This is a genomic window from Exiguobacterium alkaliphilum, from assembly GCF_018138125.1.
Lineage (GTDB): Bacteria > Bacillota > Bacilli > Exiguobacteriales > Exiguobacteriaceae > Exiguobacterium > Exiguobacterium alkaliphilum.
Genome location: NZ_CP073101.1, coordinates 174,189 through 192,848, shown reverse-complemented (window position 1 = coordinate 192,848; position 18,660 = coordinate 174,189). Strand labels below are relative to the sequence as shown.

The window sequence follows — 18,660 nt, the reverse complement described above, 5'->3', positions numbered from 1 at the left end:
AGATGAATCCCTCTCTTCTATAGTTTGTTTCGGTTCAGGCAGGAGGCTCGTCGTTATGGTCGAGCATTCGGGCCTCGAAGTCGCCTTGTTCGATGCTGCGGACTAAAATCTCACTGCCGCCCATGTTCGTCGCGAGCGGGATGGAGTACACATCACATAAGCGCATCAACGCACTGACGTCAGGCTCATGCGGCTGTGCCGTCAACGGGTCACGGAAAAAGAGGATCATGTCCATCTCACCACGTGCGACGGCGGCTCCGATTTCCTGATCTCCGCCGAGCGGGCCCGATTTAAAACAGTGAACCGGAAGCCCGGTCGCTTCGGCCACGCGCTTTCCGGTCGTGCCGGTGGCAAATAGGTGATGGTGTTTTAAAATGTGCGCATAAGCACGCACCAAGCGAATCAAATCATCTTTCTTTTTATCGTGGGCAATCAAAGCGATATTCATCGAGACTCCTCCTCAAAAAAGATTTCCAACTCATTCGTACCATATTTGGCTAAGAAAGACACGTCTTCTTTCTATAGATATAAAAATCATAAGCGAACAACTGTTTTAGTGCGATATGAAACGGGCAAGGTTTACCGGTATGAAAATGTTGGTATTAATACAGAGAGTCAATCTTAACCAAAAATTCAAAAAGAGATAGGAGGAAGATGTTGAATGAACAATACGACGTACAATTTCAACTCAGTCATGTCGTGGCTACCAGACCTTTTGCTAGTCCTATTAGTTCTTGTCATCGGTTTTATCTTAGCAAAAGTGTTAGAAGGTGTGACGCGTAAAGCGCTTCGCAAAGCACGACTTGACGAACGTGTCGGGGTAACAAAAGAAGGGGATCCGGCTAAGCCGGGCCGTGACGAAAGAAAGTGGACGCCAGAGCGCATTATTGCGAAGGTCGTCTTCTTTGGGGTCTTGCTCCTCGCATTCTTGATTGTGTTTGAATACATGAACGTGCCGGGCGTTGTGCAGCCGTTCAACCAAATCTATGCAAGCTTCTCAGGATTGATTACCGGGGTCATTAAAGCCGGTCTCATCTTACTCGTTGCTTGGATTATCGCAACACTCTTGAAAAAAGCGATTCAAATGGCAGGTCATCGCCTCAACTTGAACAAGTTGATGGAGAAGACTGGTCAAGATTCGTCTAGTGTGAACCAGACGCAATGGGTGGATACGGTAGCAAACATCGTCTTCTACCTTGTCCTCTTGTTGGCTCTTCCGGCCGTACTTGATGCGCTCGGTCTCCAAGGAATTAGCGGACCGTTCGAAGACTTGCTCAACAGTTTCCTTGCCTTCATCCCAAGACTTGTCGCTGCGGCACTCATCTTCGCCATCGGTTACGTCGTGGCGAAAATCGTCCGCGACATTTTGACGAAATTCTTGGAAGCAGCCGGGTTAAACCGATTCGCTGAGAAGTTACATTTGGCGGATTACGTCAAAGGGTCAAGCCTTGCGAAGGCTGTCGGAACAATCGTTTTCATCTTGATCATGATTCCGGTCACGATTTCGGCGCTTGAAGCGTTGAACATCCGTGGAATCTCGGAACCAGCCATCTCGATGCTTAATAACATCCTAGCGATGATTCCGAACATCATCGTCGCTATCGTCTTGATTCTCGTCGGTGTGTTCGTTGCCAAATGGCTCAAAGGTGTCGTCGTATCACTCCTTGAGAATTTAGGTGTGAACTCACTCGCTGAGAAGATGGGCTTCGGTGGACGCTCGACATCATCGACGTCTGTCGCACAAGTCATCGGAACAATCGTGCAAATCATCGTCATCTTGTTGTTCGTCTCAGAAGCACTTCAAGTAGCGAACCTTGAATTCATGGCATCGCTCGCGACAGCCATCTTCGCCTACTTGCCAATGGTCATCGCGGCCATCATCATCTTGGCGGTCGGTTTATGGCTCGCGAACATGGCAGAACGTCTCGTCGGCAGTGTGCTCGTCGATGGAGCCGGTCAACCGAGCGCTCTCCGTCACATTGCGAAGTACGCGATTCTCGGACTCGCCTTCTTCATGGCAATCAGCCAACTCGGAATCGCACCGATGATCGTCAACACGGCGTTCTTGCTCATCCTCGGGGCAGTTGCCCTCGCGTTCGGCCTTGCCTTCGGTCTCGGCGGACGTGAAACAGCGGCCCGTTACCTGAAGAAAGCAGAGAAGAACATCGATGAGACAGAAGTCTCGAAAGAAGGGCTCGAGCAAGAAAAAGCACAAATGAGCCAAGAAGCCGAAGCTGCGAAGCGTGAGGCGAAACAAGGTTTGGATCAATCGAAACGTGAAGCGAATCAAACGAAACAAGAATTGAAACGCGAAGCGGATCGGACGAATATGCCGAACCAAACGAACGTAGACGGTCCAGAACCGAACCCGTTCCATGACAATATCACGCCGGATGAAAACAACCGGTCGTTAGACGATAATGAAGGACCGCTCCGTCCGTAATCAATCGTTGAACAGGTCTCTCGTTTGAGAGGCCTGTTTTTTTGTTGGTCTCAATAGTGAAGGGCAATTGGTCGATATAGTAAGTAATCAGTCGACAGAGGCGGGAGTGGGTTTCATGTTCAAAACGTTCCAACGGACATTGTTAGTGAATTACATATTGGGGTCTGGCATCGCCGTCTTTGGGGTTGGCGGTTTATTCATTTTTCAGACGCTCGAGTTGTCATCGGTTGAAATGACGATTCTATTTTCCATCATGGTCATCTCGGGGACCATGATGGCCGGACTGGAGTTACTCATGTACCGCAGACATGTGGCACCGATTCGTACGGCTTGTGTGGTCGAGTTCCCGAGTCAGGCCGTGCTTCAGCAGGCGTTTGATCAGACGAGCCGCTTTCCGGTGCTCACCATCAAGCGAATCATGGGACCGCATTTGTTCGGACTGTCGCTTCCGGCGATGCTTTTATCAGCTACCGCGATTCACTTCAGTTGGATTGATTTGCCGTATCGGATGATTGGGCTTGCTGCACTTGGAGCGGTGTTGATCGCACTTTTGCATGCATTAATTGAATTCTTTCTGACGTACCGCTCGGTCGAACCGATGCTCCTTCATTTCCAAGGAAAGAACGGATTGTTGCATCAACAACCGCTTCAGACGACACAGCGTTCACTCAGTGTCCGGACGAAATTGTTAGTGAGCATGCTCGTTATCGGGATGTTACCGGTCATGTTGTTCATGCTCGCTTCGGGCGTCCAATTGTCGACTGTCGAACAGGTCGATGCGTATTGGGGATGGGCTGCCCTCATCTTAGTCGTTATCGTTGGTGTGGCAACGTTTAGTAGCATCCTACTCTATGACAGCATCAAGCGTCCGCTCGGCGCCTTGACCGAAGGGGTCGCCTCGTTAGATGCCGGGCAACTTCGCCCGATTGCGAACCCGTATGCGGACGAGTTCGGTCAGCTCGTGACCGGTTTCAACCATATGGTCGAGAACGTGACGCGTCGAGAGACGGAGAACGAACAGTTGTTGAATAGTCTATTCGTCCTCTTCGCCGCTACCCTCGACGCTCGTGACTCCTACACGGCCGGTCACTCGGAACGGGTCGCCGCTTATTCGGTCGAACTGGCCGAGGCGCTCCAGATGCCTGTCCACGAGGTCGAACTGCTTCGCAAGTCGGCGCTCCTTCATGACATCGGAAAGATCGGGGTCCGAGATGACGTCTTGTTGAAAGAAGGGCGATTGACGGACGACGAGTTCGCCCAGATTCAAGAGCACCCGACCATCGGCATCCATATTTTGAATCAAATCACGTTGCCGGATTCACTGCAGCCGATTTTGGCCGGGGTGCGTTCCCATCATGAACGAATCGATGGCAATGGCTATCCGGACCGGTTGGCGGGGGACGCGATCCCGCTGTTCGGTCGCATCATGGCGATTGCCGATGCATATGACGCGATGACGTCGGACCGCCCATATCGACAAGGGATGCCGACGGAGAAGGCGCTCGCGATTTTAGAGAGCGGTCGTGGTACGCAATGGGACGCCAACTTTGTTGACGTCTTCATCGAATTGCGGCGCCAGACGATATCTGCATAAAAGGACTGTCCCAGGTTTGCGGGACAGTCCTTTCGTTTCTCATAACACCTCGAGCACATACACACCAGCGATACCTCCGAGCACGACGAAGACGAGGTTCACACGGAGCATTGCCAAGAGCACGGCCACAGCCCCACCAATCAAGGCTGATGAGACAGTGTGCGTCGCCGTCAAGATGCCAGGAAAAATGAGGCTCGCAAGCACCGCGTATGGCGTGAACAGGAGAAATCGTTTCAACAGCGGGGGTAACGTTACGTCTTTTAACCAAAGTAGCGGAACGAGCCGCGGAACATACGTCACAACCGCCATCGCCAAAACGAGAAGAAATAGACTGATCATGGGGACTCCTCCTCTCGGTAAAGCATGGCACCAGCTCCAGCCGCGATGAACGTCGCAAGAATGATACGGAGGCCGGACGAGAGCGGGAAGAACGGGGACACGCCCCAATGGAGCACGCTCTGTGCGACTGCCGCCACGGCGACCACGACGAGGACCGGCTTACGCGTCAAGCTCGGGACGAGCAATCCGATGAACATGGCGTATAAGGCGATGCCCATACTCGCTTGGAGCTCCATAGGTAAGCCGAACGCGAGAAACACGCCAATCCACGTACCGACGTTCCAGGCCAAAAAAGCGATACTGTTCAATCCGAGGACGAAATGGCCCCGCGTCGCCTCATTGCGAATCGAGGCGACGCTGAACGTCTCATCGGTCACCCCGAACGCGACGGCCGCGAGGAAGCGGTTCGAGGTCGTCTCGAGTCGTTGCGACAAGGAGGCCGACATGAGGAAGTGACGCAAGTTCAAGATGAACGTCGTCAGCACAATCTCCCAATACATCGCCCCGGCCATGATCAATTGGATCCCGATGAATTGGCTGGCCCCGGCAAAGATGAATAAGGACATCGCCAGTGTGATCACGTTCGGCATGTCGAACGATTTCGCGAGCAGACCGAACGCGATGGCGATCGGAATGTAGCCGACCGCGACGGGGATGCCGGCACGCATGCCGGAACGAAACGCGTCTTTGTTCGAGAGGCGCGCCGTGTTTTGGAGCGGAGTCGCCATCGACGCTCCTCCTTTCGGTTAGTAGGATGTGTTCTCATTCGTGATAAGGCGCGCTTATCCTGCTCGAACGAAGAAAAAATCGGGTATAGATAGGCGATAAGGAGAGTGGAAACATGAGTAGAGCCGAAGAGTTCATCGCGTCGTATCATCGGATTGAAGATTATTTGAGTCGCGAGATGGGCGATGGGAAACATTTTAGTTTCAGCAACATGGTCAACCGACTCGCCAAACAGAATCCAATCATTGAACGGTATAAAGAAGACTTACACCAGATGAGCCAGTTGCGCAACGCCATCGTGCATGAGCGACGGGAACCTGACTTCATCATCGCAGAGCCGCACGATTCGATTGTCGACTTGATTCTTGAAGTGGAGCGGGAACTGTTGCATCCGAAGTTGGTCATCCCGCTGTTTCAAAAACAGGTGACAACATTTCGGGCAGACGATCCTCTACAAGACGTGCTGCGGGCGATTCGAAACGAGAATTACTCCCAGTTCCCGATTTATAGCATCGACGGATCGTGGCTCGGCTTATTGACGAAAAAAGGCGTGACGAGTTGGCTCGCCGAAGCGGCGTACGCGTCACACGTCTCACTCGAAGGGGTGCTCGTGAGCCACGTGCTCCATCATGATCCGCACATCCATCGATATCGCTTCATCGCCGCGAACACGTCCGTCATCGAAGCCCATCATCATTTCGTGAACATGAAAGAAGGAGCACGTCTCGACGCGCTCCTCGTCACAGCGACCGGCGATACGGATGAGCCGCTCCTCGGCATCATTCGTCCGCAAGACATCTTATACGTGATCGGATGAGGCGCCGTGTTCGATGGCGACCTCATATTGACTGACTGTGTTCCCGAGGACGACCGGCTTCACTTCCGACGTGCCGTCGTCCCGTTTTTTATGGGCATGTTTATAAGCTCCGCTCTCGAGCCAGTTCTCAAAACTCGCCGCGTCACGCCACGTCGTCATGATGACGACTTGGTCTTTCGTCTCGTCCGATGTGTCGGTCAACACTTGCATACGGATAAACCCATCCATCGACTCGATTCCCTTTGTCGTCTCGAACCGGGCTTTCACCGCCTCGACCTTCCCTTTTTCCACGTCCAACTTGTTCATCACAATCCACATCCTCGGTTCCCCCTTCACAAGTATCGTACATCTTCTAGTATAGCGTGAAGTCGGCTCCGGTTTATTGCTTCCTGCTTGCCATCAACGCTTCGCCCACCACTCTTCAAACGTCCAGTTGTTTTGTTTCATCGTCGTCGCCTCTTTGACGCCGACGTAGCGCAGGTGCCAAGGCTCATAGTTATAGCCGGTGACCGCTTCTTTCCCTTTCGGGTAACGAATGATGAAGCCGTAGCGATGGGCGTTCGCTAACATCCATCTTCCTTCCGGGGTCTGGTCAAACGAGGTAGCGAGCCCCAGCTGCATACGTTGACTCGTCATGTCGACCGCGAGTCCTGTTTGATGCTCGCTATGACCTGCCCGGGCAACATACATCGAGGCGTAGGCCGTCCCGCGGGCGTTGACCCAATAGGTGTAGAGGGACTGTTGCGTGCGATACGACCGATAGGCGCTCAAGGCGTAGAGTGTGTGTCCTTGTTTTCGACCATCGTAATAGAGACGAGCGAGTGCGTGGGCGGCCTCGGCGGCCATAAGTGTCCGCTCGCTTCCTTTCGCATAGACGGTCGGGATTGTGAGCGGCACGAGTTGAGACGAGCGATACGTTTTAGACAGGCCATGTTGTTTGTTGACGAGGCGGAGCCGTTCGGTGGAGGAAAGTTTCGGGATGCCGGCTTTGAGGTTCGTGGACGGAGTGAAGTAGCGGGTGTTGCCGATGTAGACGTTCGACCAACTTCGATTATAGACAGAATACTGTACCGGCGTGTTCTTCGGAAGGGTTTTCAAGACCGGTGACGTCTGCATAGCACGTCCATACAGTTTCGTCGATTGCAGCGTATAGCCGGCGATTGTGTTCGTTGCAGCTTCGGTGACATATGCGCTAAAAAACAGACAGACGATGAAGAACGCGGCGATGACTTTCATGATGATCGTCCTCCTTATCAATCGATAGTTCTGTTTTCCCTTTTTTAGAAATGTTGAAAAGAGAAACTTTTAGGGAATAGAGTACGAGCGTATCCGCCTCATGACCATGGATGCATACGGCCGCAGCCCGATGCGCCGTACGCATGAGCGCGGTACACTTGAACTAACGAGAACGGTCGGGACAAGAAAGGAGTGATCGTATGGAACTCATTTTCGGCTTACCGCTTTTATTGCTCATTTTGTTCTTTGCCTTTTTGTATTTCAACATCAAAGGGCTATCGGACATGTGGAAAGATTACAATCGTACGAAGTCGATGATTCCGCTTGGATTCTTCATCATCGGGATTCTCGGAATTTTCACCGGGATTTGGACATGGCTCGTCATCCTGATTTATTACGCGATTCGTCCGAAGTCATGAGCGAACACCGTATGCCGAGGCATGCGGTGTTTTGTTATACTGAGGGCGAGGTGAAGTCATGGAAAAGTTAATCAAGGCGTGGTTCATCATCACGCTGATCACGTTCGTTTTATTCAAGCTCGGTGAAACGATGACGGCATCGTACACGGAGCCGGCAGGGGAAGGGAACCCGTACGTGCTCGTTCTCCTCATCGGCTGGCCGTTCGCGCTATTGTTCGTTTGGATCACGATTCGGCTCGCGCGTCGAACGGTGCAAACGGTCCATCCGCTCGGGCGAATCGGGCTCATCATCGGCGGCATCGCCATGGCAGCGTTCGCGCTGACGGTCAATATGGATCAGGCGAACGCACTCCGTGATGGGATTCAGGAGTCGACGAATGCGGCCTATGCGACAGGTTGGAATCAGTTCACGAACATCATTTACGCGAACCAACTGACGTTTTTCATATTGACCGTCAGTTGCATGGTCGTCGGCATCCTGTTGACGTTCATCGCCTCCCCGAAACAAAAGAACGAGGAACAGCCCGTGCGCTGATCCTCGTTTTTGTTATCGCTGTTTCGCTTGATACAAACGGGCGTACCGATCGGCCGCGATGATGGCGTCCGCGACTTCTTCTGGTGTGACGTCAAAGCCGCTATGAATCGTCTCGCCTTCTGCGGTGGCCGCTTGTCCGACTTTCAGGATATCTTCTCGTGAGGCGTCCTTCAATTTCACGTCCTCGAGCGTGACCGGTAAATCAAGCGCCATGTATAGGGCGACGTACCGCTCAAACTCTTCTTGTGTCCGTCCTTCGAGCGCGAGCTGCACGAGTGTGCCGAACGCGACTTTTTCGCCGTGGGTCAAATGGTGGATGTCCCCGTCGAGTGCCGTGAACCCGTTATGGATGGCATGGGCCGCCGCCAGACCGCCGCTTTCGAAGCCGAGGCCGCTGAGTAACGTGTTCGCCTCGACGACAGCTTCGAGCGCCGGCGTGACGACTTTCGCCTGCACCGACTCGTACGCTGGGATCCCATAGTCGAACAGCACTTCTTCACAGCGTTTCGCAATCGCTTCGGCCGCGATGGTCGGGACACCGCCGGCCATCGTCTTCCCGCCAAATGCGAGGACGCTCCGCACTTCGACCCACGTCGCGAGGGCGTCCGCAATGCCTGAGGCGAGGAAGCGGGCCGGTGCCTCGGCAATCAACTTCGTGTCGACGAGCACGAGGTCTGGATTCTTCTTATAAAAACGATACGTCTCGAAATTCCCTTCATCCGTATAGATGACGGATAAGGCGCTCGTCGGTGCATCCGTCGAGGCAATCGTCGGAACGATGACGATGCGAGCGTTAAGCTCATCGGCGACCGCTTTTGCCGTATCGAGCGTCTTGCCGCCACCCATGCCGATGACGAACGACACATGATTCTCTTTCGCGGAAGCGGCAATCCGTTCGATTTCATGACGAGACGCCTCGCCGACAAAGTCGGCCTTCTCCGTCTCGACGTCGCTTGAGGAAAGAGCGGTCGTCACGCGGTCCCCGATGATGCGCCAGACGATATCGTCGGCAATCAACAGCGCTTTCGAGCCGAAATGGCCCACATGCTTTCCGAGCTGGTCAATCGTGTTCTTCCCTTGCACATACTTGGCTGGACTGATGAAAACGCGTTCTGACATAATCAACATCCTTTCGAAGTGAAATGGCGATGGACAACAGTAAAGATGTTCCCGATTTCAGGCGTACGGTAAACGGATATTCGCGTGACAGCTCCGTGAACGAGCGTCACAGCATGCATAGTGTACTTCCGAGGACGATGAGTAGCACAATCAAAGCGGCGACGGCAACAAATCCCCATTCGAGTATCGATTTCGTCACGATGACCCCTCCTATGAGCTGATGGGTACAGTATAGCCGCCCGATACGGAGGGCCCGTCCGTAAAAAATGACCTGGTCGAAAAAAGAGACACGTCCCGATTTCTTAACGCGTTTGATGGTTTGAACGAGAGGAGACGGGGAACAACTATGTCGTATGTAACTTTCTGAAGGAGGAATGAACGATGGCTAAACATGTATTGATCATTGCGACGTCTGCCGATAAACTAGAGAACGGTCATGCTACCGGGCTTTGGCTCGAGGAGTTCGCCGCACCATATCTTCAATTTGAGAAACAAGGATACAAAGTGACGGTCGCGAGTATCGAGGGCGGAGACGTGCCAATCGATGCGAACAGTCTCGAGGACGGCTTGTCACAAGAGATTTTAGATACACAAACCTTGTTGAAAAATACGGTCCGACTTGACCAAGTCGCGGATGATTCGTATGATGCCGTGTTCCTTCCTGGTGGACATGGAACGGTCGTCGATTTCCCGGACAGTGAGACGCTTCAACGTGTCGTCCGTGACGTATATGAGAGTGGGAACGTCGTCGCCGCCGTTTGCCACGGACCAATCGGCCTCGTCAACGTCACGTTGAGCAACGGGGAACCGCTCGTCAAAGACAAACAAGTGACCGGCTTCACCGACGCCGAAGAGCGGGAAATGCAACTTGAATCCGCTGTGCCGTTCTTGCTTGAATCGGCACTGCGTGAAAAGGGCGGCAAGTTCGATGGGGCCGACAACTGGGCGGTCAACGTCGCGGTCGACGAACGTCTCGTCACGGGACAAAACCCACAATCGTCTGAACGCGTAGCAGAAGAAGTCGTCAAATTACTCAACTAACGACATGGACAATCTGGGCAATCGCCTAGATTGTCTTTTTTTCGGACATATGTCCTTTTCAAACGATTCATTCTCCCGTACAGTCAGACGAAGAGACAGGGGGAATAGGGATGGGAATCATTTTTGCGTTGCTCTCGGGCACGTTCATCGCGTTGCAGGGCATCTTCAACGCCAAACTCGGCTATGCGGTCGGGGCATGGTTGTCGGTCACCATCGTCCACCTCGTCGGATTGGTGCTGGCGTTATTCATCTACGCGTTCAAGCGTGATGGCGATTTGACCGCGTTTCGTCGCGTGCCTTGGTACTACAGTCTAGGCGGGTTGTTCGGTGTCTTTGTCGTCTTTGGTGAATTGACGGCGATTCAACAACTCGGGGTGACGTGGGCGATTTGTGTCTTACTCGTCGCGCAGTTGATGGGAGCGTTTATCATTGATTCGAACGGATGGTTCGGTGTCGCGAAAAAACCGGTCACCGGAGGGCAGGTCATCGGGCTCGGCCTGATGGTCATCGGGATTGGCGTCTACACGTTCACATGAGGAGGAGATGGAGATGAAAGTAGAGGCTGCGCTACATCGGCTCGGTTGGCACCATTTGTTCTCGGGACAGACACTCGCTGCTTCCTCGATCGTCACGTTTCCTTCGGGAGCGATGCTTTGCGCGAACGACGGCGTGATCGATTCGTTGTTCGTCGTCTTAGAAGGACGCGTCAAAATCTATACGCTCAGTGAGGAAGGCAAGTTGCGGCTCCTCCGCTTGAAAGCCGCACCGACGTTGATTGGCGATATCGAATACGCAAGCGGACGTCACGTGCTCCATACCGTCGAAGCGGTCGGGACGGTCGTCTGTCTGCGCATCCCGTTTGAGGTATTGAAAACATACAACCGGACGATCGAATTTACCGAACATTTGCTTCGTGGCGTGTCAGAGAAGCTATTTATCGAAGCGAACGCCTCGTCGAACCATTTGATGTCGACGCTCGAGGAACGACTCGCCGGCTATCTCGTCTCGCTCAGCGAGGCCGGGAACGACTTGTTTCAATCCGAGATGAGTCAATTGAAGCGAAAAGAAGTGGCCGAATGGCTCGGGACGAGCTATCGACATTTGAACCGGACGCTCCAGGCGTTCGCGGACGAAGGACTCGTCGAACGGACACGGAAGCAAGTCAAGATTTTGGATATGGAACGATTAAAGCAGCGTGCCAATGGCATGCTCTATGAATAAGGAGAATCTTCATGGTAATTGGAATCATCTGTTCGGCCATCGCGGGTGCGTTCATCAGTGTACAAGCGGCCGTCAATGCGAAAATGAACGTCCATCTCGGGGCGTGGGCGACGACGGTGCTCGTCTTTATCGTCGGGCTCGTTGGGTCGCTCATACCGCTCGTTCTGTTCGGTGGGGACCTTGCGGGCATTCGGGACGTCTCACCCATCTATGCACTTGGCGGGCTGCTCGGGGTGGGCGTCGTCTTTTGTGTCATGCGCAGCATCCAGCTGCTCGGTCCGACGTTGTCGGTGTCGGTCATCCTCGTGTCGCAATTGGTTTGGGCGCTCGGCGTCGACTTATTCGGTGCGTTCGGCATGCCGCAACTTACGTTGGCACCTGGACAAGTCATCGGCTTGATGATCTTGCTCCTCGGCGTCGTCATTTTCAAACAGTCACAAGCGACGGCGCTCGCGCGTGAGTCGATGAAGGAAGCCGCTTGAAGGAGTGGCTTTTTTCGTGCACAAAACGGGTACAGAGAGGTATGATGGATAAAGTGAACTGAAATAACTATAGAGGTGATGAATACGGTGGGCTCTTCCATATGGATTGACTTAATGATCGTCTTGTTTTTGATTGTGTTGAACGGGATCTTCGCAATGACCGAAATCGCGCTCATCTCGTCGAAGCCGTCGAAGCTCGAAGTCGAGGCGAATCGAGGGAAGCGGAGCGCGCAAATCGCATTGAAGTATTCAAAAGACCCGACAGACCTGCTCTCGACCGTCCAAGTCGGAATCACGTTGATTGGGATCATCAACGGGGCATACGGGGGTGCCAGGTTTTCGACTCCGGTCGGCAACGCGTTTGAACAGCTCGGCATGAGCGCACAGTCGGCGTCGACAGTCGGATATGTGCTCGTCGTCACCGTGATCACGTACCTCTCCCTCATCATCGGGGAACTCGTCCCGAAACGAATCGCGCTCGTCGCACCGGAACGGGTGACGATGGCGATTATCCCGGCGCTCGACTTGTTCAGTAAAGTGATGCGCCCATTCATTTGGATTCTATCGAAATCGACGCTGTTCTTGTTCAAATTGCTCGGGTTGAAGGCAGAACGGACAGATGGGGAGACAGAACTTGAAATCAAGCAACTGTTATTCGAAGGAGCGCAACAAGGACAGTTTGCGCATGAAGAAGTGCAGCAAGTCGAGCGCGTGTTTGCGTTTCATGACCAATTGATTTATGAACTGATGCAACCGCGGACGACACTTGAATGGATTGATATCGAAGACTCGATGGCCGACATCAAAGCCGCTGTATATGAAAGTAGACATAACAAACTCCCCGTCGGACGCGGGACGCTCGATGAGTTCGTCGGATACGTCGATGTCCGTGACGTGCTGATGTTGCCGGAACTCGCGGCGCCATCGGACATTTTAAAACAAATCAAACAGCCACTGATCGTCCCGAAGCAACGCGAAGCGAGCCAAGTCCTTCAAATGATGCAACAGACCGGATCGCCCATCGCCTTCGTCTTAGATGAGTATGGCGGGTTCCTCGGACTGGTCACGTTGTTTGATATTCTTGAAGAGATTGTCGGGGAAGTGATGATTGAAGAAGAGGCGCCTGACGTCGTTCGTCGGGAAGACGGCACGTATTTAGCCGATGGACTCCTCAGCATCGAGGACTTGAAGCAGACGCTCGGCATCCGTGACGCGCGATTTGACGAAGGACGCAACGCGTATCATACGCTCGCCGGACTCGTCATCTACACGCTTGGTGACTTTCCGAAACGCGGAGACATCGTCGAGGCGTATGGCCTACGTTTTGAAGTCGTCGACATGGATGGGAAACGGGTCGACCAAGTCCTCATCTCAATCTTGCCAGAAGAAAAAGAGGAATGACGCGACGTCGCGTCATTCTTCTTTTGTCTCTTCCCACGTCTCAAACGCGGCGTTCATCAAGATGCGGGCCATAAGGAGCATCGCCCGTTCGTCGATGTCAAAGCGAGGGTGATGGTGCGGGAAAATCGCATCGCGCTCGGGGTTACCGGCGCCGGCGAAAAAGAAGCTGCCCGGGACGTGTTGCAAGTAATAGGCGAAATCTTCCCCGACCATGAGCGGGGACATCTCGATGACGCCGGCACTGCCGACCACGTTCACGGCCGAATGACGCACGTGCGTTGTTTCCATCGGGTGATTGATGACGGCAGGGTAGCCTTGAATATAGTTCAACTCGTAATCGGCCCCTGCCCCGGCACATGTCGTGGCGATGATGCGCTCCATGTCTTCCATGATGCGGGTTTGCGTGTCCGGATTAAACGTACGGACGGTTCCAGAGAGGCGGGCTTCGTCTGCGATGACGTTGAACGCCTGTCCTGATTCGAACGTCCCGATGGTCAAGACGGCCGGTTCGAGCGGGTCGACGCGGCGACTCACGATTTGTTGGAGTTGGCTCGCGACGTTGACGCCGACCATGAGCGAGTCAATCGTATGGTGCGGGATGGCCCCGTGACCGCCTTTGCCTTTAATCGTCAGTTCGAAACGGTCGGCTGCCGCCATAATCGGGCCGGTCTTGATGCCGATCGTTCCGAACGGAAGCGGTGTCCAAATGTGCACGCCGTATATATAGTCGACACCGTCGAGACAATCATCTTCAATCATCGGTTTGGCACCACCTGGGGCGAGTTCTTCGGCGAACTGGTGAATCAAGACGACATCTCCTGGCAACTCGGCCTCGGCGAGCACTTTGGCGAGCACGAGGAGCGACGCCGTATGCGCGTCATGACCACATGCGTGCATCGCGCCGTTCACTTTGGAGCGATACGGAACGTCTTTCAAGTCTTGAATCGGCAAGGCGTCAAAGTCGGCCCGGAACGCAATCGTCGGTCCGTCCCCACCTTTGATACGCCCGACGACGCCATTGCCACCGACCCCTTCTCGGACGTCAAGGCCGAGGTCGCGTAAATAACGCGCGATGAAACGGGGCGTCTCTTGTTCCTCGAATGAGAGTTCGGGATGTTGATGGAAATGACGGCGCAGCGTCACCATCTCTTCATATAAATCGGTCAGTCTAGCATCAAGCGTTGTGACAAACATCGAGAACACTCCAATCCTACATATAATGGTCGGTCAAATATGCTGCCAAACGGCATGGGCGTCGCCTTTCACAGTTGCACGGCGGTCCCACTCTTCCTTTCTGATGACGATTTGTTGACATGATTCAGCCTAGACTGTGTCTTTTCCTTATTTTTGTAAAAGATAAGCTTATCGTATACGATGAAAGGGAATTAGAACAGCAGTGAATTTAAGAAACGAGGTGCAGGAATATGTTATGGATTGGATTAGGCGTCATCATCTTGCTGGCCGTCATTTATTTCTCGGCTTATAACGGATTAGTGAAGTATCGAAATTGGGTCGATGAGGCGTGGGCCCAAATCGACGTACAGCTGAGACGTCGCTACGACTTGATTCCGAACTTGGTCGAGACGGTGAAAGGGTACGCCAAACATGAAGAAGAGACGCTCGCGAAAGTCGTCGAACTCCGTAATCAAATGGGAGCAAGGTCGACGCGGCAAGAACAGATGGAAATAAACGATCAGTTGAGCGGCGCCCTGAAAAATCTATTCGCGCTTCGCGAGGCATACCCTGACTTGAAAGCGAACGAGAACTTCAAGATGCTCCAAGAAGAGTTGACGCAAACGGAAAACAAAGTCGCGTATTCAAGACAACTCTATAACAATACGGTCATGAAATATAATACGAAAATCGAATCGGTGCCGACGAACGTCATCGCCTCACTCCATCGTTTTGAGAAGCGTGACATGCTCGAGGCGCGAGAGGAAGAACGCGAGAACGTTCGCGTCTCGTTCTAATGCGAGGTGCCAGCGATGCTCCTTTATGAACAGATTCGTAAAAACAAAGTGAAGACAGTGTTCATCGTCGCCGGCTTCGTCTTGTTCGTCTTGCTCGTTGGGGCGGCGATTTCGTATATCAATTACGGGGACGCGTTGCCGGGTCTCATTTTCACACCGGTCTTTTCGTTGTTTTATGTCGGTATCGTCATCATGTCGAGCACGGGCATCGTTATGCGGATGAACCATGCGAAAGAAATCACCTCGGTCGAGCAGCATCGCTTCTTATGGCATACGGTCGAGAACATGGCGATGGTCGCCCGGGTGCCGATGCCGCGCGTCTTCATCATCAACGACCCGTCCCCGAACGCGTTCGCGACCGGACTTAAGCCGGAAAAGGCGGCCGTCGCGGTCACGACGGGTCTACTTGACCGTCTGTCGCGGGAAGAGGTCGAAGGGGTCATCGCCCACGAAGTCGCGCACATCAAAAACTATGACGTCCGATTGTCGACGGTCACGCTCGCCCTCGTCTCGGTCATCGCCATTATGAGTGACATCGGGTCGCGGATGCTGTTCTTTCGAAGTGTCGGCGGACGGCGTGACAACAATCAAAACCCGATTTTCTTAATTGTCGGGCTCGTCCTGCTCGTCCTCGCACCGATTATCGCGACGCTCATCAACTTGGCGATTTCAAGAAATCGCGAATTTTTAGCGGACGCGAGCGGGGCGGAGCTGACGCGTAACCCGGAAGCGCTCGCTTCGGCGCTCGAGAAGATTGCCAACGTCGAGACACCGGTGAAAGAAGCGTCGAGTGCGTCGGCCCCGCTTTATTTCTCCGACCCGTTGAAGAAAAAGATTAGCGGGCTGTTGTCGACACACCCGAATCCGGTCGAACGGATCAACCGGTTGCGCCAAATGTAACGTTTTGCGTTACGCTTGATGCGTCGACTATAGGAAAAGCCACCTCGCTTGAGGTGGCTTTCATCGTTTATCCGGCGCGGTGGCTCCGGAGTTTTTCAATTTCTTCGAGGACGAACTGGACGTTCGTCCCGACGATGACTTGAATGTGGTTCGGGCTGACAACCTTGATTCCAGGGATGCCTGCTTTCTTGATTTGTGCTTGGTCGACCGTGTCCATGTCTTTCACGTCGACACGGAGACGCGTGACACAAGACTCGATGCCTGTGACGTTTTGGTCGCCACCGAGTCCGTCGTAAATCATCGCTGCCATGGCCGAGTATTGTCCGCCAGCTGCGACTGGAGCTGTTTTCGTTTGGCCTTCAGGCGCTGTCTCGGTTGCGACGGCATCGACCGCCTCATCCGATTCGCGACCTGGTGTCGCCAAGTTGAGCTTGACGATCATGAAGCGGAAGATTGTGTAATAGATGGCACCGAAGACGAGACCTTGGAGGAGCAACATGTACGGTTGATTCGCGAGCGGCAACCGTGAGCTGAGCACGAAGTCGACGAGACCGGCACTGAAACCGAACCCGGCCGTCCATTGGAACGTCGCGGCGACAAAGAGTGAAATCCCTGTCAACACTGCATGCACGAGGTAAAGAACTGGCGCGAGGAACATGAACGAGAACTCGAGCGGTTCTGTGACACCTGTGAAGAATGAAGCGAACGCTGCGGCGAGAAGGAGCGAAGCCGCTTGCTTTTTACGTTTTGTTTTCGCTGTGTGATACATGGCGAGTGCTGCCGCCGGGAGACCGAACATCATAATTGGGAAGAATCCGGCTTGGTAACGTCCCGTGATTCCTTTCTCCCCTTCACCCGACCAGAAGTTTCCGATATCGTTGATGCCGGCCACATCGAACCAGAACACCGAGTTCAAGGCGTGATGGAGACCGGTCGGAATCAACAGACGGTTGAAGAAGCCGTAAAGGCCGGCACCGAACGCGCCCATTTTCGAAATCGTTTCACCGAATCCGACGAGTCCTGTGTAGACGACCGGCCAGATGAAGTAAAGAGCGACCGAGACGAGGATCATCGCGAACGCCGTCATGATCGGTACGAGACGCTTACCGCTGAAGAAGGCGAGGGCGTCAGGCAATTTCACGTGGCTGAAGCGGTTGTACATTTGAGCGGCAACGATACCTGAGAGGATACCGACGAACGCGTTAGCGATTCGTCCGAATGCTGGGTTGACGGCTTCGACGTCGACCCCTTGGAAAAGGGCGACCGTTCCCGCAGAAAGAAGTGTCGTGACCGTGAGGAAAGCGACGAGACCACTGAGGGCGGCTGAGCCGTCACGGTTTTTCGCCATCCCGAGGGCGACCCCGACGGCGAATAGAATTGGAATGTTATCGATGATAGCACCACCGGCTTTAATCAAGAAAGCGGCGGCAATGTTCTCAGACCCCCAGCCGACTGGGTCGATCCAGTAACCGATCCCCATGAGGATGGCCGCTGCAGGAAGTACCGCAACCGGCAACATGAGGGAACGTCCGAGACGTTGTAAAAAGTTCATCATTGTGAATGTCCTCCTTTTTGATGGTGTTGATCTTGCAGGCGTTGAATGTGGAGCGTAATATAACCAAGCTCTGACTCGGGCAAGACGATACCGTATAAGTCTTCCATTTCGTTTGCGACATCAGACGCACACGCGTAAGCAGACGAGAATTTCGTTTGAATCATCGTCAACATGTCCTCGTCAATCGTGTGGTGATCGTAATGGTTGACCCGATCCATGACGAATCGTAAATGAGTTAATAAGCGTTGATAGGATAAGTCATCTTCTTCAATGGATAGGTCGAGCCGTCTCGAAATCGATTGAATCATGTCTCGTACGATCGTCGTCTGTTTGAGCGTCTTACGCAAATCACCCCCTTTCACTTTAAGTGTATGGATGTGGAGCGCGATGAAGGCGGCTTCATCTTTCGGCATCTTCACCCCGAGCGTATTCTCGATATGCTGAATCGCCCATAGCCCGATTTCATATTCATTGCGATATAGAATTTTGATCTCGTTCAACAGTTTGTTCCGGAGCGAGATCCCTTCTTGCTCCCGTTCGATGGCGAACGAGATATGGTCGGTCAAGACGACGTGGATGTGTTCGTTGAACGTCGTCTCGAGCCGCTTTTCCGCGTGACTAATGATCTCTTCAGAAATCGTGAAATGTTCGACCGGGATGCGGCTCAAGAGTTGTTGAAACTTGTCGCCTTCGGACATGACGAACAGTTTCTCGATTTTATGCGGATTGACGACGTCGTTGCGCGCCTTCTTAAACGCGACGCCCGGCCCGATGGCAATCTTCTCTTCCCCGTCGTCTGAGACGATGACCGCATTGTTGTTCAAGATTTTTTTGATTTTTAACATGGTTCCTCCTATCGAGG

General features: G+C 53.3%; 21 protein-coding genes. 12 read left to right on the top strand and 9 right to left on the bottom strand.

Going from position 1 to position 18,660, the window contains the following annotated elements; translation table 11 throughout:
• Positions 1–34 precede the first annotated feature (34 nt).
• Entirely contained in the window at positions 35–448 is a 414-nt protein-coding gene (locus KB235_RS01050) for a methylglyoxal synthase (protein ID WP_034816894.1), read from the bottom strand.
• A 213-nt stretch (positions 449–661) separates the two neighbouring features.
• On the opposite strand from KB235_RS01050, the gene KB235_RS01045 reads away from it, so the two are divergent.
• Both KB235_RS01045 and KB235_RS01040 read left to right on the top strand, forming a co-directional pair.
• Entirely contained in the window at positions 662–2,443 is a 1,782-nt protein-coding gene (locus KB235_RS01045) for a mechanosensitive ion channel (protein WP_211780156.1), read from the top strand.
• 115 nt (positions 2,444–2,558) lie between these two features.
• Positions 2,559–4,037, top strand: coding sequence for an HD-GYP domain-containing protein (locus KB235_RS01040; protein WP_211780155.1), 1,479 nt, complete (start codon positions 2,559–2,561; stop codon positions 4,035–4,037).
• Positions 4,038–4,076: 39 nt separating this feature from the next.
• On the opposite strand, the gene KB235_RS01035 is transcribed toward KB235_RS01040, so the two are convergent.
• Together KB235_RS01035 and KB235_RS01030 are read right to left on the bottom strand one after the other, a co-directional pair.
• Complete coding sequence (locus tag KB235_RS01035; RefSeq protein WP_211780154.1) at positions 4,077–4,376, bottom strand: AzlD domain-containing protein; 300 nt, start codon at positions 4,374–4,376, stop codon at positions 4,077–4,079.
• Positions 4,373–5,104: an AzlC family ABC transporter permease gene (locus KB235_RS01030; RefSeq protein ID WP_034807996.1), complete on the bottom strand. Its 732-nt coding sequence runs from the start codon at positions 5,102–5,104 to the stop codon at positions 4,373–4,375. The genes KB235_RS01035 and KB235_RS01030 overlap by 4 nt, the downstream gene beginning before the upstream one ends.
• A gap of 113 nt (positions 5,105–5,217) precedes the next feature.
• Between KB235_RS01030 and KB235_RS01025 the strand changes: the two genes are divergently transcribed.
• Positions 5,218–5,919 carry a CBS domain-containing protein gene (locus KB235_RS01025; protein WP_034816888.1) on the top strand — a complete coding sequence of 234 codons (702 nt, stop codon included), beginning with the start codon at positions 5,218–5,220 and terminating at the stop codon, positions 5,917–5,919.
• Here KB235_RS01025 and KB235_RS01020 read toward each other — a convergent pair.
• Complete coding sequence (locus tag KB235_RS01020; RefSeq protein WP_034807998.1) at positions 5,902–6,237, bottom strand: antibiotic biosynthesis monooxygenase; 336 nt, start codon at positions 6,235–6,237, stop codon at positions 5,902–5,904. The genes KB235_RS01025 and KB235_RS01020 overlap by 18 nt on opposite strands.
• A gap of 81 nt (positions 6,238–6,318) precedes the next feature.
• A complete protein-coding gene (locus KB235_RS01015; protein ID WP_211780153.1) occupies positions 6,319–7,155 on the bottom strand; it encodes a M15 family metallopeptidase in 837 nt (278 codons plus the stop codon).
• A 200-nt stretch (positions 7,156–7,355) separates the two neighbouring features.
• Between KB235_RS01015 and KB235_RS01010 the strand changes: the two genes are divergently transcribed.
• Both KB235_RS01010 and KB235_RS01005 read left to right on the top strand, forming a co-directional pair.
• Positions 7,356–7,574 (top strand): hypothetical protein, encoded by a 219-nt coding sequence (locus tag KB235_RS01010; protein ID WP_034808001.1) that lies wholly within the window; start codon positions 7,356–7,358, stop codon positions 7,572–7,574.
• A 58-nt stretch (positions 7,575–7,632) separates the two neighbouring features.
• Positions 7,633–8,109, top strand: a complete 477-nt coding sequence (locus KB235_RS01005) for a hypothetical protein (protein WP_034808003.1) — start codon at positions 7,633–7,635, stop codon at positions 8,107–8,109.
• Between the two features lie 12 nt (positions 8,110–8,121).
• Here KB235_RS01005 and KB235_RS01000 read toward each other — a convergent pair whose 3' ends face one another.
• Entirely contained in the window at positions 8,122–9,228 is a 1,107-nt protein-coding gene (locus KB235_RS01000; protein ID WP_211780152.1) for a glycerol dehydrogenase, read from the bottom strand.
• Positions 9,229–9,609: 381 nt separating this feature from the next.
• Between KB235_RS01000 and KB235_RS00995 the strand changes: the two genes are divergently transcribed.
• The 5 genes from KB235_RS00995 to KB235_RS00975 all read left to right on the top strand — a co-directional run bounded on the left by KB235_RS00995 (position 9,610) and on the right by KB235_RS00975 (position 13,373).
• Entirely contained in the window at positions 9,610–10,269 is a 660-nt protein-coding gene (locus KB235_RS00995) for a type 1 glutamine amidotransferase domain-containing protein (protein ID WP_034808006.1), read from the top strand.
• A 110-nt stretch (positions 10,270–10,379) separates the two neighbouring features.
• Positions 10,380–10,805: a DMT family transporter gene (locus KB235_RS00990; protein ID WP_034808008.1), complete on the top strand. Its 426-nt coding sequence runs from the start codon at positions 10,380–10,382 to the stop codon at positions 10,803–10,805.
• Positions 10,806–10,818: 13 nt separating this feature from the next.
• Positions 10,819–11,490: a Crp/Fnr family transcriptional regulator gene (locus tag KB235_RS00985; RefSeq protein WP_081852689.1), complete on the top strand. Its 672-nt coding sequence runs from the start codon at positions 10,819–10,821 to the stop codon at positions 11,488–11,490.
• An 11-nt stretch (positions 11,491–11,501) separates the two neighbouring features.
• A complete protein-coding gene (locus tag KB235_RS00980) occupies positions 11,502–11,972 on the top strand; it encodes a DMT family transporter (RefSeq protein ID WP_211780151.1) in 471 nt (156 codons plus the stop codon).
• Between the two features lie 78 nt (positions 11,973–12,050).
• Complete coding sequence (locus KB235_RS00975; RefSeq protein WP_211780150.1) at positions 12,051–13,373, top strand: hemolysin family protein; 1,323 nt, start codon at positions 12,051–12,053, stop codon at positions 13,371–13,373.
• Between the two features lie 12 nt (positions 13,374–13,385).
• Here the strand turns inward: KB235_RS00975 and KB235_RS00970 are convergent, their stop codons facing one another.
• Positions 13,386–14,567, bottom strand: a complete 1,182-nt coding sequence (locus tag KB235_RS00970) for an amidohydrolase (RefSeq protein WP_211780149.1) — start codon at positions 14,565–14,567, stop codon at positions 13,386–13,388.
• 230 nt (positions 14,568–14,797) lie between these two features.
• Between KB235_RS00970 and KB235_RS00965 the strand changes: the two genes are divergently transcribed.
• Positions 14,798–15,343: a LemA family protein gene (locus tag KB235_RS00965; RefSeq protein WP_211780148.1), complete on the top strand. Its 546-nt coding sequence runs from the start codon at positions 14,798–14,800 to the stop codon at positions 15,341–15,343.
• A 15-nt stretch (positions 15,344–15,358) separates the two neighbouring features.
• On the top strand, positions 15,359–16,243 hold the full coding sequence (gene htpX, locus KB235_RS00960; protein WP_211780147.1) for a zinc metalloprotease HtpX: 885 nt from the start codon (positions 15,359–15,361) through the stop codon (positions 16,241–16,243).
• A gap of 67 nt (positions 16,244–16,310) precedes the next feature.
• On the opposite strand, the gene nagE is transcribed toward htpX, so the two are convergent.
• On the bottom strand, positions 16,311–17,798 hold the full coding sequence (nagE, locus tag KB235_RS00955; RefSeq protein WP_211780146.1) for an N-acetylglucosamine-specific PTS transporter subunit IIBC: 1,488 nt from the start codon (positions 17,796–17,798) through the stop codon (positions 16,311–16,313).
• Positions 17,795–18,643, bottom strand: coding sequence for a PRD domain-containing protein (locus KB235_RS00950; RefSeq protein ID WP_211780145.1), 849 nt, complete (start codon positions 18,641–18,643; stop codon positions 17,795–17,797). The genes nagE and KB235_RS00950 overlap by 4 nt, the downstream gene beginning before the upstream one ends.
• Between the last annotated feature and the right edge of the window lie 17 nt (positions 18,644–18,660).

Coding starts and splice junctions, on each gene's coding strand:
- KB235_RS00950 (WP_211780145.1), bottom strand. CDS start 18,643: ATGTTAAAAATCAAAAAAATCTTGAACAACAATGCGGTCATCGTCTCA.
- KB235_RS01030 (WP_034807996.1), bottom strand. CDS start 5,104: ATGGCGACTCCGCTCCAAAACACGGCGCGCCTCTCGAACAAAGACGCG.
- KB235_RS00970 (WP_211780149.1), bottom strand. CDS start 14,567: ATGTTTGTCACAACGCTTGATGCTAGACTGACCGATTTATATGAAGAG.
- nagE (WP_211780146.1), bottom strand. CDS start 17,798: ATGATGAACTTTTTACAACGTCTCGGACGTTCCCTCATGTTGCCGGTT.
- KB235_RS01015 (WP_211780153.1), bottom strand. CDS start 7,155: ATGAAAGTCATCGCCGCGTTCTTCATCGTCTGTCTGTTTTTTAGCGCA.
- KB235_RS01020 (WP_034807998.1), bottom strand. CDS start 6,237: ATGTGGATTGTGATGAACAAGTTGGACGTGGAAAAAGGGAAGGTCGAG.
- KB235_RS00975 (WP_211780150.1), top strand. CDS start 12,051: ATGAATACGGTGGGCTCTTCCATATGGATTGACTTAATGATCGTCTTG.
- KB235_RS01050 (WP_034816894.1), bottom strand. CDS start 448: ATGAATATCGCTTTGATTGCCCACGATAAAAAGAAAGATGATTTGATT.
- KB235_RS00995 (WP_034808006.1), top strand. CDS start 9,610: ATGGCTAAACATGTATTGATCATTGCGACGTCTGCCGATAAACTAGAG.
- KB235_RS01045 (WP_211780156.1), top strand. CDS start 662: ATGAACAATACGACGTACAATTTCAACTCAGTCATGTCGTGGCTACCA.
- KB235_RS01035 (WP_211780154.1), bottom strand. CDS start 4,376: ATGATCAGTCTATTTCTTCTCGTTTTGGCGATGGCGGTTGTGACGTAT.
- KB235_RS01010 (WP_034808001.1), top strand. CDS start 7,356: ATGGAACTCATTTTCGGCTTACCGCTTTTATTGCTCATTTTGTTCTTT.
- KB235_RS00965 (WP_211780148.1), top strand. CDS start 14,798: ATGTTATGGATTGGATTAGGCGTCATCATCTTGCTGGCCGTCATTTAT.
- KB235_RS00985 (WP_081852689.1), top strand. CDS start 10,819: ATGAAAGTAGAGGCTGCGCTACATCGGCTCGGTTGGCACCATTTGTTC.
- KB235_RS01000 (WP_211780152.1), bottom strand. CDS start 9,228: ATGTCAGAACGCGTTTTCATCAGTCCAGCCAAGTATGTGCAAGGGAAG.
- KB235_RS01040 (WP_211780155.1), top strand. CDS start 2,559: ATGTTCAAAACGTTCCAACGGACATTGTTAGTGAATTACATATTGGGG.
- KB235_RS00990 (WP_034808008.1), top strand. CDS start 10,380: ATGGGAATCATTTTTGCGTTGCTCTCGGGCACGTTCATCGCGTTGCAG.
- KB235_RS01005 (WP_034808003.1), top strand. CDS start 7,633: ATGGAAAAGTTAATCAAGGCGTGGTTCATCATCACGCTGATCACGTTC.
- KB235_RS00980 (WP_211780151.1), top strand. CDS start 11,502: ATGGTAATTGGAATCATCTGTTCGGCCATCGCGGGTGCGTTCATCAGT.
- KB235_RS01025 (WP_034816888.1), top strand. CDS start 5,218: ATGAGTAGAGCCGAAGAGTTCATCGCGTCGTATCATCGGATTGAAGAT.
- htpX (WP_211780147.1), top strand. CDS start 15,359: ATGCTCCTTTATGAACAGATTCGTAAAAACAAAGTGAAGACAGTGTTC.